Origin of the sequence: Streptomyces sp. NBC_01515 (assembly GCF_045040345.1) — a bacterium.
Lineage (GTDB): Bacteria > Actinomycetota > Actinomycetes > Streptomycetales > Streptomycetaceae > Streptomyces.
Map to the genome: position 1 here is coordinate 9,046,603 of NZ_CP109416.1, position 16,778 is coordinate 9,063,380.

Below are 16,778 nucleotides of genomic sequence, written 5' to 3' on the forward strand. Positions count from 1 at the left end.
GCACCATGCGGCAGGCGGACGCGGTAGGGCAGGGGCCCGTGCGGTACGGGCCGGTGTTTCCTGATGACGGCTTGCCCGTGCTGCCGGAACTGGCCGCCGTCCTCGCCGCCGCCGCGTCCCGGACCGAGGAACAGCCCGTCGGCGGCGCCCCCGTACTGCTCGACGCCGCGAGCGGGTACTTCGAACGCCGGGGCCTGCCCGCCGACCCCGCCCGCGTGGCCGCCGCCCCGGGTGCCCCCGCACTGCTGGTCGCGCTGACCGCCGCGCTCGGCGGTGACGTACTCGTCCCCCGACCCTGCGCCGCCTGGTGGGCGCCGTACGCACGCCTGTTGGGCCGATCCGTGTTCCATGTGGGCACCCCGGCCGAGTGCGGCGGGGTGCCCGATCCGTACGCCCTGCTGGAGACCGTGCGCAGGGTCCGGGACGAGGGCGGGGACCCGCGGCTGCTCGTCCTCTCGGTGGCCGACGACCCCACCGCCACCGTCGCGCCGCCCGAGGTCATGCACGAGACCGTCGAGGCCGCCGCGGCCGAGGGGCTGCACCTGGTCAGCGACGAGACCTGGCGCGACACCCTGCACGCACCCCGAGGCACCATGCTGCTCAGCCCCGCCGAGATGCTGCCCGACAAGGTCACCGTCGTCACCGACCTGGCCGGCGCGCTCCTCCCGTCCGGCTGGCCCGCCGCCGTCGCCCGCTTCCCCGAAGGCCGTGCCGGGCAGGCGCTACGCGCGCGCGTGCTCGACGTCCTCACCGCACTCGGCGCCCGCGTCGCCGCCCCGGTCGCCGCCGCGGCCGGCCACGCCCTCGGCGAACCCCCGCCCGTCCTCGCCCGCCGCGACACCGCCGTACGCCTGCACGCGCGCGTGGCCGCCGCCGCGCACGCCGCCGTCACCGGGGCGGGCGCGTTCTCCCGGCCGCCGCAGGCGGGACGCCATCTGTACGTCGACCTCGGGCCGTTGCGCCACGCGCTCACCCCGCAGGGAGTGGGCGACGCGCAGGACCTGGAGGAGTTCCTCACCGCCCGGCTCGGCATGCCCGCGCCGGGCGGCCACCGGTTCGGCGACGACCTGGGCGCGCTGCGGGTACGGCTGTCCACCGGGCCACTGCTGGGCCGAACCGACGCGGAACGCGCGGAATGTCTCACGTCACCCTTGCCGTTGGAACTGCCACACGTGCAACGCGCGTTGATGTCCTTGAGGTCGATCTTCGACGATCTCCGCGACGACGCTCAGCGATGGGAGCCTCCTCGATGACGCAGCAGTCCGAGTCGACCACCGACAGCGGTACGGCCATGCGCGAAGCGGCCGCCCCGAGGTCCCCGTTCACCCCCTCGTCCCCGCCGCTCGCCGAACCCCGCCCCCTCGGCGAGCGGCGCGTGTGGCCCCGCGCCTTCCACGACCGGCTCACCGCCCCGCTCCCCGGCCTCAAGGCGTTCGCCCGCTTCGCCCGCGAGGGTTCCGTGCGCCCCCGCCCGGAGGGCCTGGCGGACATCCCCCAACTCCCGTTCGCCCCCGAGCCGTTGCCCCAGGTGGACGCCCTGACCGTCGCCGTCACCTGGGCGGGGCACGCCAGTTGGGTGGTACAGATCGGCGGGCTGACCATCCTCACCGACCCGGTCTGGTCCCGCCGCATCCTCGGCACCCCGGCCCGGATCACCCCCGTGGGCGTGGCCTGGGAGACACTCCCGCCCATCGACGCCGTCGTCATCAGCCACAACCACTACGACCACCTCGACGCCCCCACCCTGCGCCGACTCCCGCGCCACACCCCGGTGTTCGCCCCCGCCGGCCTCGGCAGCTGGTTCCGCCGCCGCAGATTCACCCACGTCACCGAGCTCGACTGGTGGGAAGCGGCCCAACTCGACGGCGTCCGCCTCGACTTCGTCCCCTCCCACCACTGGTCCAAGCGCACCCTCACCGACACCTGCCACTCCCTGTGGGGAGGCTGGGTGATGACAGCACCGGACGGCCAACGCGTCTACTTCGCCGGCGACACGGGCTACGGCCACTGGTTCTCCCGAATCGGCCACCGCTACCCGGGAATCGACCTGGCCCTCCTCCCCATCGGCGCCTACGACCCCCGCTGGTGGCTGAGCGACGTCCACTGCGACCCCGAGGAGGCGGTCCAGGCCGCACAGGATTTGGGGGCGCGACGGATGGCTCCGATGCATTGGGGCACGTTCGTCCTGTCGGCAGAGCCGGTCCTGGAACCCCTGACGCGGGTCCGGGCGGCCTGGGAGAAGGCCGAGTTGGCGCGCGAGAACCTGTGGGATCTACCGGTGGGAGCCTCAAGGGTGCTGGACTAAATGCCCTTCTTTTAGGGGCGCGGGGCTGTGTCGATTTGCGGCTCCGCCGCGGGGCGCGACCAGCCACAACGAGCCCGCATCCTGCAACGAAACATCAACTGGCAGCCCGAACCCGCCGCCACAAACTAGGCGCCACACTGATCACCACGGTCAGCACAACCGCCGCCACCACACCCTCCCAAGGCTCGGGGAACAGCGAGCCGCCAAGGATGCCGATCAGCTGGTACGTCACCGCCCACGCCAGACACGCGGGCGCATTCCCCCGGGCGAACCGGCGGATCGGCCACTCCGCCATCAGACAGGCCAACATCACCGGAATACGACCGGCCGGCACCAGCCGGGACAACACCAGCACGGCCACCCCGTGGTCGGCCAACTTCGCCTGCGCCTGCGCAAGCCGCTCCTCCGGCGCCCGCGCCCGAATCGCCTCCAGCCACCGCGACCCGTTCTTCGACCCCATCCCCCGCCGCCCCAGCCAGTACAGCGCGACGTCCCCGAGAAACGCGGCCAGCGAAGCCGTCACGAACACCAGCGCCAACGCGAAGGGTGCCGTCTGGTGAAAGGCGACCACGGCCGCCGAACTCACCAGCGCCCCCGTCGGAATCACCGGCACCAACGCCCCGAACAGCACCAGCAGGAACAACGTCGGGTAACCGATGGCCTGTTGAGCGGATTCGGGCGACGTCGTGGCCGTAGCGGCCGTAGCGGCCGCGATCCAGCTCACCGGGCGACCTCCGGGCGCACGCTCTCCCCGTGCCCGAGCCGGTGAACGGAGACGGAGGGCGCGAGTTGGGCCGCGATCCGTACGAACTCGTCGCCCGGCGTGTGGAATTCGTGCGGGCGCACCGCGTCCATCCCGATCGGCCAGTACGTGCCGTAGTGCACCGGCACCGCACTGCGCGGCGCGAGCCGGGCGAGAGCCTGGGCCGCGCGCCCGGCGTCGAGGTGCCCCTCGCCGAGATACGGGCCCCAGCCGCCCACCGGCAGCAGCGCCACGTCGACCGGCCCGACCTCCTTGGCCATGTCGTCGAACAGTCCGGTGTCCCCGGCGAAGTAGGTGCGCGCCTCGCCCTCGACGACGTAGCCCAGCGCGGGGGACCGGTGCGGCCCGACCGGCAGCCGGCGTCCGTCGTGCCGTGCGGGAACGGCCCGTACGACCAGGTCACCGACCCTCGTCTGGTCGCCGGGGGACACCTCGTCGATGCGCAGCTGCCGGAGCCGGCGCAGTCCGGGCACCGCGCGGAGTGCGCCCCGGGGCACGAGCAGGCGCGTACCCGGGGCGAGGCCGGCGAGCGAGGGAAGGTGCAGGTGGTCGGCGTGGAGGTGGGAGACGAGCGCCAGGTCCGCGCGCCGGGCCTCGGGCGGCGGCACCGCGCCCCGACGGCGCCGTAGGTGTGCGAGGCGGCGCGCGAACAGGGGGTCGGTGAGGACGCGCGTGTCCGAGTCCTCGATCGTGCAGGTGGCGTGACCCCACCAGGTGATCTCCACCGGCACCTTCTTTGCCTCCTTCGCGCGACTCCCCCGAAGCCTACGGGCAGGAGTAGGGTCGGCGGCGAAACCCGGAGGTGAGGGGGACGCCATGGGACAGGTACGCGGTGCCTCGGGTATGCCCTCGCGGCTGCGGGTCACGGCGATCGCCAGCCTGACGCCGCTGGAGGAGCTGGACGACGACCCCTTCCTGGTCGACTCCCGCAGCCAGCACGCGATGTGCGCCCGCTGGGCCGCCGACCACGGCTATGTGATCGCCCGCGAGCTTCTGGTGCGCGGGCTGCGTCCCGACCACTGCGCCCTGTGGGACGGCGTCCGCCCCGGCCTCGACCTGTTCGTCGCCCCGAGCCGCCGGGTCCTGGAGAGCGCGCTGTCCTCCGTCGACGGGTTCACCGACGAGTGCGCGCGACGCGGGGTGCGCATCGAGACGGTCGGCCGCGCGGAACCCTGCTACGACGCCCAGATGAAGGCCAGCGTGCACCGACGGCTGTCCATGCCGACGGCGGGCTACGACGGCCGGTGACATCTGGACCGTTCCACCCGTTGTGACAAGGTGGGTGGAGGCCCGCCAGGTCGTCGGGCCAGGGACGTGAGGTGTACAGGGCGTGGGTGGAGCGCGTTGGCGGCGGCTCGCCAGTCAGGTCGGGCGGAGCATCGCGGTGTGGGCGGTCTCCACGGTCACCATGCTGGTGCTCGCCGGGATCCTGCCGGACTTCAAGCTCCAGTCGGCGGACGGCGACAGCGCCACCCGGATCGGCGTCACGGCCGCGTTCGGCGCCGGCGCCTTCGGTCTGCTGTCGGCCCTCGTCTGGCCGCTGCTGGTACGGCTGTTGCTGCTGGTGCCCGCGCTCGTCCTCGGCCTCCTCGTGTTCGTGCTCAACGGGTCCCTGCTGCTGATCGCCCTGCGGATCAATCCGGACGGCGGGCTGCGCGGCCAGGTCGCTCCCGAGACCGCCGTCGTCGTGGCCGCCGTGATGTCCGCCGTCGCCTCCGCCACCGGCGGTGCCCTGGCCGTGCGCGACGACGACGCCTACCGCCGCCGCCTCTACCGCCTCGCCGACCGCCGCCGAAGAGCCCTGCCGCCCGGCCCGTCCTCGCCCGGCACCGTCTTCCTCCAGCTCGACGGCGTCGGCCACGACGTCCTGCTCGGCGCCGTCGCCAGGGGCCTGATGCCGACCGTCGCGAAGCTCCTCGGCGGCGACCGCCCCACCCACCGCCTCACCCCCTGGCGCACCGACTGGTCCAGCCAGACCGGCGCCAGCCAGCTCGGCATCCTGCACGGCTCCAACCACGACATCCCCGCGTTCCGCTGGTACGAGAAGGACACCGGCGAGGTGATGGTCTGCAACCGCCCGACCAGCGCAGCCGAACTCCAGCGCCGCGCCGTCGAGTTCACCGGCGACGGCGGTCTCCTCACGCTCGACGGCGCCAGCCGCGGCAACCTGTTCAGCGGCGGCGCCGACGAACAGGCCCTCGTCCTGTCCATCGCCATCCGCCGCCGGGGCCGCGAGAACCGTTCCCGCGCGGGCTACTTCGCCTACTTCTCCGACCCGGCCAACGCCGTCCGCACCGCGATGTCCTTCGTCGCCGAGGTCGGCCGCGAGATCGGCCAGTCGACCCGCTCCCGCCTCACCAAGCAGCGCCCCCGGATCAAGCGCGGCGGCCTCTACCCCCTCGTCCGCGCCTTCGCGACCGTCGTCGAACGGGACGTCGTCGTCGCCGCCGTCATGGGCGACATGCTCGCCGGCCGCACCGCCGTCTACGCCGACCTCGTGGCCTACGACGAGGTCGCCCACCACTCCGGCCCGCGCAGCCGCGACGCCGCCAAGGTGCTCCAACGTTTGGACCGTTCCATCGCCTTGATCGAGAACGTCGCCGAGCACGCCCCGCGCCCGTACCGCATCGTCGTCCTCTCCGACCACGGCCAGAGCCCCGGCGAAACCTTCCAGGGCCGCTACGGCCTCACCCTCGGCGACCTGGTGCGCGCGGGCTGCGGGCTGCCAGTGCCGCGCCGGGCCCGGCGCACCCACAGCGGCGCCGAGGCCCGCGCCGCCGTCCGCGCCGCGCTGCGCAGGCCGGTCGAGGAGAAGGACGGGCAGCACCGCCACCCCGGCCGCCACTCCGAGCCGATCGTGCTCGCCTCCGGCAACCTCGGCCTGGTCTCCTTCCCGGACGTGCCGCACCGCATGACCAAGGAGGAGATCGACGCCCGGCATCCGGCGCTGCTGACGACCCTCGCCAACCACCCCGGCGTCGGCTTCGTCCTGGTCCGCAGCGAGGAGCACGGAGGAGTCGTACTGGGAGCGCACGGTGCCGAACTCCCGGTGGCCGAACTCGACGACAAACAGGGCCCGTTGGCGGACTTCGGCCCCGGTGTCGCGGACGCCGTCCGGCGCACCCACTCCTTCCCGCACACCGCCGACATCATGGTCAACTCCTGGTACGACCCCGCCGAGGGCGAAGTCCTCGCCTTCGAGGAGCAGATCGGCTCGCACGGCGGCCTCGGCGGCGCCCAGGCCAAGCCGTTCCTGCTCTCGCCGCACACCTTCTCCGCACCGGTCGACGACGGTGAGGACCTCGTCGGCGCCGAGCACATCCACCGGGTTCTGCGGCGCTGGCTGCGCGAGTGCAGCGGACCCCAGGTGCCGCTGACGGACGAGCAGTCGGAACGCGCCGCCTGAAAATCGGCTGCGGTGGGTCGGCCGTAGGCACACACTGTGGGAGTCTCCCCGCCTCGAACCTCCTTCAGGAGCCGCTGCTTTGCAGGCTGCCGTCACTGTCACGCCCGCCCGTATCCCCGAGCTGCTGCTCGGCCTCGCGACCGTCCGGCCCGTCTTCATCTGGGGTGCGCCCGGCATCGGAAAGTCGTCCCTGGTAAGGGAGTTCGCCGAGTCGCTGGGCCTGGAGTGCGTGAGCCTGCTCGGTACGCAGCTCGCACCCGAGGACCTCATCGGGGTGCCGCAGATCCGGGACGGGCGGTCGGTGTTCTGTCCGCCGGAGGCGATCGCGCGGGACGAGCCGTACTGCCTGTTCCTCGACGAACTCAACGCGGCCACACCGGATGTGCAGAAGGCGTTCTACTCGCTGATCCTGGACCGCCGTATCGGCAGCTACGAACTCCCCAAGGGCTCGATCGTGATCGGTGCCGGGAACCGGGCGACCGACAACGCGCTGGCCCGGCCGATCGCGTCCGCGCTGATCAACCGGCTCACCCACGTCCACCTGGAGGCGTCCCCGAAGGACTGGCTCAACTGGGCCGCCGCCAACGGGATTCACCCGTGGATCCTGGACCACCTCACCGACCGGCCCGACCACCTGTGGTCCAAGCCGCCGAAGACCGAGGAGGCCTTCTCCACGCCCCGCTCCTGGCACATGCTCTCCGACGCGCTGGGCTCCTTCGGGCCCGACCTCGACGAGGACACCCTCAAGGTCATCGCGCACGGCACGCTGACCCCGGCCCACGCGGTCGCGTTCTGCGGGTACGTCAAGATCGTGCGCAGCCGGTTCGGCATCGAGGCGATCATCAAGGGCGACGCCCGCTGGCCGCACCGCCCCGAGGACCGCGACCTGCTGTACTACCTCGCCGAGTCCTTCCGGGGCCGCCTCGTCAAGGAACTCCCGGTCAGCAAGGAGCACTTGTCGGCGAACGGGCTGCAGACCGCGTACCGCGCCAAGTCGTTGCTCGTGCAGCTCGCCGAGATCTCCGTGGAGGTCGCGCAGAGCGTCATCGCCCCGGACACCGACGGCAATCCACTGCTGCCCGCCTGGTTCCTGGTCGAGGCGGCCCGCGACATGCCCCGGCTGGTCGAGGCCCGGCAGTGAGTCGCCCCCAGGGCAAGGGGAAGCCGAAGAAGAAGGACCTCGCCGCCGAGGCCTTCGAGGAGGGGCTGCGGCTGGTGCGGGCCAACCGCGCGCTCGCCGCCATCGGCTTCAGCACCTGCCGCCGCGACGACTGCCCCCACACGCCCAACTCCGGCCTGGTACGCGTCGATTCCAACGGCGTGCTGCACGTCCACCCCACCCGCCGGGCCGAACCCGCCGAGTGGGCGTGGGCGATCGCGCACTGCATCATCCACCTGGGCTTCGGCCACGTCCCGGCGGCCCCGAAGCTCCGCGTCCAGCCCGACGGTCCCGCCCTCGCGGCCAACTGCGCCGTCGTCAACCGCTTCCTGCTCGGCTTCCCCATCGGCGTCACCCCCGAGGACCTGCCCGCCTCCTACCCGGGCGGCGACGAGGACCAACTCGCCGCCCGCTGGCGCCGCGACGGCATCCCGCCCCTCTACGAGCGCTGCGGTACGGCGGGCGGCGAACCGGACCAACTGCTCGTGCCCTGGGACACCTGGCAGGGCGGCAAGGCCCCCGACTGGCAGCTCAACTTCGCCAACGCCCTCACCCGCACCGTCGCCATGGCGATGGACGTGGCAGGCGGCCGGCGCGCCTCGATGCGCGGCGGACCCACCCGACTCCAGCCCTGGGAACGGGCGTTGAACTGGTTCGTCTCCTCCTACCCCCTCCTCGGCGGCATCGCGGCCGGCATCACCCTCGTCGCCGACGCCGAACTCGCCCGCGCCCACGGCATCTCCGTCGCCGCCGTCGACACCGGCGCGGCCGAGATCTACGTCAACCCGCTGCGCCGACTCGACGACGAGGAATGGCGGTTCGTCCTCGCCCACGAGATGCTGCACGCCGCCCTGCGCCACAGCGACCGCCGCGGCGTCCGCGACCCCTACCTCTTCAACATCGCCGCCGACTACGTCATCAACGGCTGGCTGTGCGAGATGGAGGTCGGCCGGATGCCCGAAGGCCTCCTGCACGACCCGGAGTTGAAGGACCTCTCCGCCGAGGAGGTCTACGACCGGATCGCCGGCGACCTGCGCCGGATGCGCCGCCTGGCCACCCTGCGCGGCAAGGGCGTCGGCGACATCCTCGGCGGCCCGCTCGGCAGCCCGCGCGACTACGTCGACCTCGACGAGTTCTACCGGCGCGGCCTCGCCCACGGCCTCGACCTGCACCAGCAGTACGAACGCGGCTTCCTGCCCGGCGGGTTGGTCGAGGAGATCCGCGCGCTCAGTCATCCGCCCCTGCCCTGGGACGCCCGACTCGCCCGCTGGTTCGACGAGTTCGTGCCACGCCCCGAGCCCGTACGGTCGTACGCCCGCCCCTCGCGCCGCCAGTCCTCCACGCCCGACATCCCGCGCGCGGGCCACTACTTCCCGCCCGAGGAGATCGCCCGCTGCACCTTCGGCGTCGTCCTCGACACCTCCGGCTCCATGGACCGCGCCCTCCTCGGCAAGGCGCTGGGCGCCATCGCGTCGTACGCCGAGGCCCGTGACGTACCGGCCGCCCGGGTCGTGTTCTGCGACGCGGCCCCGCACGACGCGGGCTATGTGTCGGTCACCGACATCGCCGGCCGGGTCCGGGTGCACGGGCGCGGCGGTACGGTCCTGCAGCCCGGGATCGATCTGCTGCACCGCGCGGACGACTTCCCGCCGGGCGCGCCGATCCTCGTCATCACGGACGGCATGTGCGACACCCTGCGCGTGCGGCGCGAACACGCCTATCTGCTACCGCGGAACGCTCGCCTGCCGTTCACCGCCCATGGGCCGGTCTTCCGGGTGAGCTGAAGCGGAATGTGATCGGATGGGTTCGAAAGACATCCGCGTCGAAAGGAAACACCGTGGCAACCACGCGCACCGCACACACCGTCTGGGAAGGCGAACTCATCAAGGGCAGCGGCGAGGTCACCTTCGACTCGTCAGGCATCGGTGTGCAGCCGGTGACGTGGGCGTCGCGCGCCGAGCAGGCCAACGGCAGGACCAGCCCCGAGGAACTGATCGCCGCGGCCCACTCCAGCTGCTTCTCCATGGCGCTGTCGCACGGCCTCACCGGCGCGGGCACCCCGCCCACCCGCCTGGAGACCAAGGCCGACGTCACCTTCCAGCCCGGCGAGGGCATCACGGGCATCCACCTCACCGTCCGCGGCGAGGTGCCCGGCCTGGACGCGGCCGGCTTCGCCGCCGCCGCCGAGGACGCCAAGAAGAACTGCCCGGTCAGCCAGGCCCTCGCGGGTACGACGATCACGCTGACGGTGGAATCCGCCTGACCCCCGCTTCCCCTCCCGTCTCGATGCCGCGCCCGGAAAAACGGGTGCGGCATTGACATTCCCGCACTCAAGTTCTCAGCTGGAGATCGGGCAGCGCCTGGCGGAAGGGGACGGCGATGGGACGTGCGGTCGGGATCGATCTGGGGACCACGAACTCGGTGGTCGCGGTGCTGGAGGGCGGCGAGGCCACGGTGGTGGCCAACGCCGAGGGGGCGAGGACCACACCCTCGGTCGTGGCCTTCGCCAAGAACGGCGAGGTGCTCGTCGGCGAGGTCGCCAAACGGCAGGCGGTGACGAACATCGAGCGCACCGCGCGCTCGGTCAAACGGCATATGGGCGACACGAGTTGGCGCTTCCCGGACACGGGCGCCATCGACGGAAAGCGGTACAGCGCCCAGGAGTTGTCCGCGCGCGTGCTGCAGAAACTGAAACGGGACGCGGAGGCCTACCTCGGCGAGGACGTCACCGACGCCGTGATCACGGTCCCCGCCTACTTCGACGACTCCCAGCGCCAGGCCACCAAGGAGGCCGGCGAGATCGCGGGCCTCAAGGTGCTGCGGATCATCAACGAACCGACCGCCGCCGCGCTCGCCTACGGACTGGACCGGGGCGAGGAGCAGACCGTGCTGGTCTTCGACCTCGGCGGCGGCACGTTCGACGTGTCGCTGCTGGAGATCGGCGACGGCGTCATCGAGGTGAAGGCCACCAACGGCGACACCCATCTCGGCGGCGACGACTGGGACCAGCGGGTCGTCGACCATCTCGTCAAGAAGTTCCAGGGGCAGTACGGCATCGACCTCGGCAAGGACAAGATGGCGCTCCAACGCCTGCGCGAGGGCGCGGAGAAGGCGAAGATCGAGCTGTCCTCGTCCTCCGAGACGACGATCAACCTGCCCTACATCACCGCCTCCGCCGAAGGCCCGCTGCACCTCGACGAGAAGCTGACCCGCGCCGGGTTCCAGGAACTCACCGCCGACCTCTTGGACCGCTGCAAGAACCCCTTCCACCAGGCGGTCAAGGACGCGGGCATCAAGCTCTCCGCGGTCGACCACGTCATCCTCGTCGGCGGCTCGACGCGGATGCCCGCCGTCACCGACCTCGTCAAGGAACTCACCGGCAAGGACCCGCACAAGGGCGTCAACCCCGACGAGGTCGTGGCCCTCGGCGCCGCCCTCCAGGCCGGCGTCATCCGCGGCGACGTGAAGGACGTCCTCCTCCTCGACGTCACCCCGCTGTCCCTGGGCATCGAGACCAAGGGCGGCATCATGACGACGCTCATCGAACGCAACACGACCATCCCGACCCGGCGTTCGGAGATCTTCACCACCGCCACCGACAACCAGCCCTCGGTCGGCATCCAGGTCTACCAAGGTGAGCGTGAAATCGCCGCGTACAACAAGAAGTTGGGCGTCTTCGACCTCACCGGGCTGCCGCCGTCCCCGCGCGGGGTGCCGCAGATCGAGGTCGCCTTCGACATCGACGCGAACGGCATCATGCACGTCTCGGCGAAGGACCTGGCGACCGGCCGCGAACAGAAGATGACCGTCACGGGCGGCTCCGCCCTGGCCAAGGACGACATCGACCGGATGATGCGGGAGGCCGAGCAGTACGCGGACGAGGACCGCAAGCGCCGCGAGGCTGCCGAGACGCGTAACCAGGCCGAGCAACTCGCCTACCAGACCGAGAAGTTCATCCACGAGAACGAGGAGCGCGTTCCGGGGGACATCAGGGTCGAGGTCGAGGCGGCCGTCGCGGAGGTGAAGTCGCTGCTGGAACAGAACGCCGATACGGCCGAGTTGCGCACCGGCGTGGAGAAACTCGCCACCGTCAGCCAGCGGATGGGGCAGGCGATGTACGCGCAGGCCGCGCAGCAGGCGCCCACGGAGCAGGCGGAGAACACCGACGAGCCCGACTCCGCGCGGCAGCACGACGAGGAGGAAGGTGTCGTCGACGCGGAGATCGTCGACGACGAACGGGACGCGAAGGGCGGCGCCGCCTAACTCCCGGTCGGCAGGGTGGCGCGGACCGCGTCCAGGACGGAGGCGTAGGGCGTCCCGAAGTCGCTCAGGCGGGAGCTGAGTCGGGCCAGGGCCGTGCGGTGCTCGGCGAGGAGGCCGAGGTTGCCGGTGCGGGACGTGAACTCCAGGACCGCGGGGAGGAAGTCGGGCAGTTCCTCGCCGGTGAACTCCAGGCCGTGGGCGCGGTAGAGGTCCTTGAAGTGGGCCAGGGACATACCGCGTCGCCGGGTGTCGTCGTCGCGCCACCGGCTCAGGTACAGGCTGTGCCGGTTCCCGGAGTCGAAGACCTGGACGTAGTGCGCGGCCAGTTCCGGCGCCGGGGTGAGGGCCGCGTGGTCGACGAACTCCCGTAGCTGCGGGGCGGCTTCGCGCAGCAGGGGGAGCCGGGCGCGGAAGTCGTCGTCGGGGTAGATCAGGCAGAGCGCGGCCGCCTGGTACAGCACGGTGTCCGAGGGCATCAGGCGTCCCTCGCGTCGTGGGGCGCCGGAACACCCCGGCTCAGTACCTCTCCCGGTGTTCTCGTCTCCGTCACCTGCGCTCCCTCGCTCGCCCGTGGTGTCGAACCTAGGGCGGGGCGGGGGAGCGCACCCGTTCACCGCAGCCGTACGGGTCAGGGCTTGCGGGCGACACCGCCGTAGACCGGGACGATGCCCTCCGCCTGGGCGGCCACGTCCTCCGGGGCCGGACGCCAGCCGTAGACCGGGATGACGCCCGGGCCGAGGAGGTCGAGGCCGTCGAAGAAGCGGGAGAACTCGGCCAGGGTGCGCGGGAAGAAGGGGGTGCCGCTGCGCTGGAAGTGTTCGGCGGCCTTCGCGATGGCGGCGGGGCTGAGGTCGGGGGTGACCTGCGACATCACCAGGTAGCTGCCCGGGACGAGCACGTCGACGTACCGCCTGATCAGGCCGTACACGTCGTCGCCGTCGGGCTCCGCGCTCAGGTAGTGGGTGAGTGCGACCAGCGACAGCGCGACCGGCTTGGTGAAGTCCAGGGTCTCGGCGGCCAGCCGCAGGATCGTGTCCGGGTCGCGGACGTCGGCGTGCACGTACTCGGTGCTGCCCTCGGCCTCACCGTGCAGCAGCGCCTCCGCGTGCCGCAGCACGATCGGGTCGTTGTCCGCGTACACGACCTTGGCGTCCGGGGCGACGCTCTGTGCCACCTGGTGGAGGTTCGGCTCGGTGGGGATGCCGGTGCCGATGTCCAGGAACTGGCGGATCCCGGCCTCGGCGGCGGTCCGGGTCGCCCGGTGCATGAACCGGCGGTTGGCCCGCGCCCCGCGCACCGCGGCGCTGTCCGTGGCGAGGATCCTGCGCGCCAGCTCCTCGTCCACCGGGTAGTTGTCCTTGCCGCCGAGCCACCAGTCGTACACCCGCGCCGGATGCGGCCGGCTGGTGTCGATACGGGTGGGCGCGGCGTCGGATCCGGTCATGCGGGGTCGTCTCCTCGGGAGGTCGCGTGGTGGTGCCCGGGCCGTGCTCAGAAGGTGCGTGGAACGTGTTCAGAAGGTCTCGCGGTAGTCCCGCAGGATCTTCTTCGTGCGCTGTGCGGACGCGGCGTGCGCCGTCATGTGGTCGAGGACCTCCAGATGCGCGGAGACCTCCGTACGGGAGTCCAGGTACAGGGCGCCGGTCAGGTACTCGGTGAACACCATGTCGGGCAGCTCCGGTTCGGTGAAACGGAACAGCGAGAAGGGGGCGTACGTCCCGGGGTGTGGACCGTTGTCGAACTCGGCGACCTGGAGCGTGACCCGGTCGCGCTCGCCGAACTCCAGGAGCTTGTCGAGCTGTTCGCGCATCACCTCGCCGCGCATGCTCACCGGCCGGCGCAGCACGGTCTCGTCCATGATGACCCACAGGTGCGGCGGATTGTCCCGTTCCAACAGCCCCTGCCGCGCCATCCGCAGCGACACGTGCCGCTCGATGGTCTCCGGCCCGGTCTGCCCGATCGTCCCGGCCTCCAGCACGGCGCGCGCGTAGTCCTCGGTCTGCAACAGGCCCGGCACGAAGTGCGGTTCGTACGAACGGATCAGCCCGGCGGCGCCCTCCAGGCTCACGTACAGGCTGAACCACTCCGGCAGCACGTCGTGAAACCGCTGCCACCAACCCGGCTGGTTCGCCTCCTCGGTGAGCGCGACGAAAGCGTCCGTCTCCTCCTCGGGCACGCCGTACGTCGTCAACAGCACCTGGACGTACGGCACTTTCAGCGCGACCTCGGCCATCTCCATCCGCCGTACGGTCGCCGGGGCCACCCGCAGGACCTGCGCGGCCTCCTCGCGCTTGATGCCGGCCGCCTCACGCAGCTCCTGCAGCCTTCTGCCCAGCACCACTTGACCCACCGTGGGCGCGGGCCGTCGTTCACTCACAGCCACGCCTCCCCATACGTGCCGAAGTCTGGGGGCAGTGTGCCATGTTCCGGCCACTCTCTCAGCGGTTCGGAGGTGATCATTCGTCAGTCTCCCAGCGCGTGCAGGTACTTGGCGGTCGCCGGGTCGGCCGGGAGGAACGTCTCGATCGCCAGCTCCGAGACCGTCACGTCCATGGGTGTGTTGAACGTGGCGATCGAGGAGACGAAGGACAGCACCCGGCCGTCGTGCTCGATCCGCATCGGCAGCGCGAAGTGCGGGACGGGCGTGGGTTGTTCGTCTGCATCGCCGTCAGTCTCGGGTGCCGGGTACGCCGCGACCTCCTCGTACAGCGCCCGCAGCGGCTCGGAGCGGTGCAGGGCGATCTGCCGTTCCATCTGCGCGAGGAGATGCCCGCGCCATTCACCCAGATTGCGGATGCGCGGTGCCATGCCCTGCGGGTGGAGCGTCAACCGCATCGCGTTGAGCGGGGGTTGGAGGAGGGACTCCGGCACGCCGTCCAGGAGCATGGTGATGCCCCGGTTCGCCGCGACGACGGTGTAGCCGGCGTCGACCACCAGCGCTGGGTACGGCTCGTAGCCCTGAATCAGCCGCTCAAGTCCCTCGCGCAACGCGTCCAACGCCGGGTCGTCCAGCGGGGTTTCCGAATAGCGCGGGGCGTAACCGGCCGCCAGGAGAAGGGAGTTGCGCTCGCGCACGGGAACATCCAGGTGCTCGGCGAGCCGTAGGACCATCTCCTCGCTCGGCCGGGACCGTCCCGTCTCGACGAAGCTGATGTGCCGGGCCGAGGAGTCGGCCCGCAACGCCAGCTCCAGCTGACTGACCCGCCGCCGCTCCCGCCAGGCACGCAGCAAGGGGCCGACGCCCTTGCCGGCCGGGGCGGCGGCAGCGATGTCAGTGCCGGTCGGGACAATGGTCATACACACGACCGTAGTCGAAGGAGCGCGCACGTGAACGAGTCGAGGATCCCGTCCGGGCAGGCCGCCGGGAACTCCGTGGGGGAGGCCACGGCGATGTACCGGGCCAGAGTCCGCGGCTGCCTCCTCGGAGGCGCGGTCGGCGACGCCCTCGGGTACCCGATCGAATTCACCTCCCTCGACCGCATCCGCGCGAGCCACGGACCACGCGGCGCGACCGGGTACGTGCCCGGTGCGCACGGCGCCCTGGGCCTGATCAGCGACGACACCCAGATGACCCTGTTCACCGTAGAGGCGCTCATCACGGCCCACGCGCGGGAGCGGGAGAAGGGGATCGGCGGCGCCTGGCCCATGCTGCTGCGCGAGGCGTACGAGCGGTGGCTGGAGACCCAGTCCAAGCCGGCGCCGGGCGACAGCGCCACGTCCGGTCTCCTCTCCGAGCCCTGGCTGTACGCCCGCCGCGCCCCCGGAAACGCCTGCCTGTCCGGGGTCGCCCAGATGTACGCGCCCGACCCGTGGCTCCCGCTCGACGGCACGCCCGGCCGCGTCAACCCCGACTCCAAGGGCTGCGGCACGGTGATGCGCTCGGCCCCCTTCGGCCTGGTCAACACCGCCGACGGGGCCTTCGCCATGGCGGCCCGCGGCGCCCAGATCACCCACGGCCACCCCACCGGCTACTACGCGGCGGGCGCCCTCGCCGCCATCGTCGCGCACCTGGTCGCGGGGGACTCCCTGGAAGGTTCGGTCCTGCGCGCGCTACGACTCCTGGAGCGCCACCCCGCCCACGAGGAGACCTCGGCCGCCCTCCGCGAGGCCCTCGACCTGGCCGCCGAGGGCTCGCCCACCGCCGAGAAGGTCGAGTCGCTCGGCGCGGGCTGGGTCGCGGAGCAGGCCCTCGCGATCGGCGTCTACAGCGCGCTCGCGGCAAGTGACGTGAAGGCCGCGCTGCTCCTCGCCGTCAACCACTCCGGCGACAGCGACTCCACCGGTTCCATCTGCGGCAACCTCCTCGGCGCCCGCTACGGCGACCACGGCCTGCCGCACACCTGGGTGCAGCGGGTCGAGGGCCGCGCCACGATCGCCGCCCTCGCCGACGACCTCGCGGCGGAATGCGTACCGGACTGACCTCTGGGCACCCGTCTGACCAGGGACGCGACCACCTGCCGGAGGCACGCGGCCTGTGGCACGCTGAAGAGAAGCCCGATCGGAAGTCCGACCGAAGTCCGACCGAAGCCCGATCTGAAATCCCGACCCTGAGGAAGGAGCGAGGCGATGCCCGTCGTACCGCTGTCGCAGAAGGAGATCGAGGACCGCCTCGCGGAACTCCCCGGCTGGTCCGTCGACACGGACCGCCTCACCCGCGCCTACCGTCTCCCCTCCCACCTCGCGGCCACCGCGATGGTCGTCCACATCGCCCAGGTCCAGGAGGAACTCGACCACCACTCCGACCTGACCTTCGGCTACAACACCGTCACCCTCACCGTGAACACCCACAGCGTCGGCGGCGCGATCACCGAGCTGGACTTCCAACTCGCCCGCAGGGTCGAGGACTTGGCCCCGGGACACGGCGCGACCTGAGCGGAGACCG

Annotated in this window: 16 protein-coding genes; 10 read left to right on the top strand and 6 right to left on the bottom strand. The window is 71.7% G+C overall.

Going from position 1 to position 16,778, the window contains the following annotated elements; all coding sequences use genetic code 11:
* Positions 1-5: 5 nt before the first annotated feature.
* Both OG407_RS40460 and OG407_RS40465 read left to right on the top strand, forming a co-directional pair.
* Positions 6-1,253, top strand: coding sequence for an aminotransferase class I/II-fold pyridoxal phosphate-dependent enzyme (locus OG407_RS40460; RefSeq protein WP_405865102.1), 1,248 nt, complete (start codon positions 6-8; stop codon positions 1,251-1,253).
* A complete protein-coding gene (locus tag OG407_RS40465) occupies positions 1,250-2,305 on the top strand; it encodes an MBL fold metallo-hydrolase (protein ID WP_405865104.1) in 1,056 nt (351 codons plus the stop codon). Before OG407_RS40460 ends, OG407_RS40465 begins: the two co-directional genes overlap by 4 nt.
* Before the next feature lie 94 nt (positions 2,306-2,399).
* On the opposite strand, the gene OG407_RS40470 is transcribed toward OG407_RS40465, so the two are convergent.
* Both OG407_RS40470 and OG407_RS40475 read right to left on the bottom strand, forming a co-directional pair.
* Positions 2,400-3,029, bottom strand: coding sequence for a DedA family protein (locus OG407_RS40470; protein WP_405865106.1), 630 nt, complete (start codon positions 3,027-3,029; stop codon positions 2,400-2,402).
* Positions 3,026-3,799, bottom strand: a complete 774-nt coding sequence (locus OG407_RS40475; RefSeq protein WP_405865108.1) for an MBL fold metallo-hydrolase — start codon at positions 3,797-3,799, stop codon at positions 3,026-3,028. The genes OG407_RS40470 and OG407_RS40475 overlap by 4 nt, the downstream gene beginning before the upstream one ends.
* A gap of 85 nt (positions 3,800-3,884) precedes the next feature.
* Between OG407_RS40475 and OG407_RS40480 the strand changes: the two genes are divergently transcribed.
* The 6 genes from OG407_RS40480 to dnaK all read left to right on the top strand — a co-directional run bounded on the left by OG407_RS40480 (position 3,885) and on the right by dnaK (position 11,896).
* Positions 3,885-4,316 carry a hypothetical protein gene (locus OG407_RS40480; RefSeq protein WP_405865110.1) on the top strand — a complete coding sequence of 144 codons (432 nt, stop codon included), beginning with the start codon at positions 3,885-3,887 and terminating at the stop codon, positions 4,314-4,316.
* Between the two features lie 82 nt (positions 4,317-4,398).
* Positions 4,399-6,474 (top strand): phage holin family protein, encoded by a 2,076-nt coding sequence (locus OG407_RS40485; RefSeq protein WP_405865112.1) that lies wholly within the window; start codon positions 4,399-4,401, stop codon positions 6,472-6,474.
* A gap of 79 nt (positions 6,475-6,553) precedes the next feature.
* Positions 6,554-7,615: an ATP-binding protein gene (locus OG407_RS40490; RefSeq protein ID WP_384170012.1), complete on the top strand. Its 1,062-nt coding sequence runs from the start codon at positions 6,554-6,556 to the stop codon at positions 7,613-7,615.
* A complete protein-coding gene (locus OG407_RS40495; RefSeq protein ID WP_405865114.1) occupies positions 7,612-9,417 on the top strand; it encodes a DUF2201 family putative metallopeptidase in 1,806 nt (601 codons plus the stop codon). Before OG407_RS40490 ends, OG407_RS40495 begins: the two co-directional genes overlap by 4 nt.
* A 53-nt stretch (positions 9,418-9,470) precedes the next feature.
* On the top strand, positions 9,471-9,896 hold the full coding sequence (locus OG407_RS40500; protein ID WP_262056665.1) for an OsmC family peroxiredoxin: 426 nt from the start codon (positions 9,471-9,473) through the stop codon (positions 9,894-9,896).
* Between the two features lie 116 nt (positions 9,897-10,012).
* Complete coding sequence (dnaK, locus tag OG407_RS40505) at positions 10,013-11,896, top strand: molecular chaperone DnaK (RefSeq protein ID WP_405865117.1); 1,884 nt, start codon at positions 10,013-10,015, stop codon at positions 11,894-11,896.
* Here dnaK and narJ read toward each other — a convergent pair.
* From narJ to OG407_RS40525, 4 genes are all read right to left on the bottom strand, one after another.
* Positions 11,893-12,372, bottom strand: a complete 480-nt coding sequence (gene narJ, locus OG407_RS40510; protein ID WP_405865119.1) for a nitrate reductase molybdenum cofactor assembly chaperone — start codon at positions 12,370-12,372, stop codon at positions 11,893-11,895. The two genes, dnaK and narJ, sit on opposite strands and share 4 nt — an antisense overlap.
* Before the next feature lie 152 nt (positions 12,373-12,524).
* Positions 12,525-13,340 (bottom strand): SAM-dependent methyltransferase, encoded by an 816-nt coding sequence (locus OG407_RS40515; protein WP_405865121.1) that lies wholly within the window; start codon positions 13,338-13,340, stop codon positions 12,525-12,527.
* 69 nt (positions 13,341-13,409) lie between these two features.
* On the bottom strand, positions 13,410-14,273 hold the full coding sequence (locus OG407_RS40520; RefSeq protein ID WP_405865123.1) for a helix-turn-helix domain-containing protein: 864 nt from the start codon (positions 14,271-14,273) through the stop codon (positions 13,410-13,412).
* Between the two features lie 86 nt (positions 14,274-14,359).
* A complete protein-coding gene (locus tag OG407_RS40525; RefSeq protein ID WP_405865125.1) occupies positions 14,360-15,193 on the bottom strand; it encodes a helix-turn-helix domain-containing protein in 834 nt (277 codons plus the stop codon).
* Between the two features lie 93 nt (positions 15,194-15,286).
* On the opposite strand from OG407_RS40525, the gene OG407_RS40530 reads away from it, so the two are divergent.
* Entirely contained in the window at positions 15,287-16,315 is a 1,029-nt protein-coding gene (locus OG407_RS40530; protein WP_405868859.1) for an ADP-ribosylglycohydrolase family protein, read from the top strand.
* Positions 16,316-16,462: 147 nt separating this feature from the next.
* Positions 16,463-16,768 (top strand): 4a-hydroxytetrahydrobiopterin dehydratase, encoded by a 306-nt coding sequence (locus tag OG407_RS40535; protein WP_405865127.1) that lies wholly within the window; start codon positions 16,463-16,465, stop codon positions 16,766-16,768.
* Positions 16,769-16,778 lie beyond the last annotated feature (10 nt).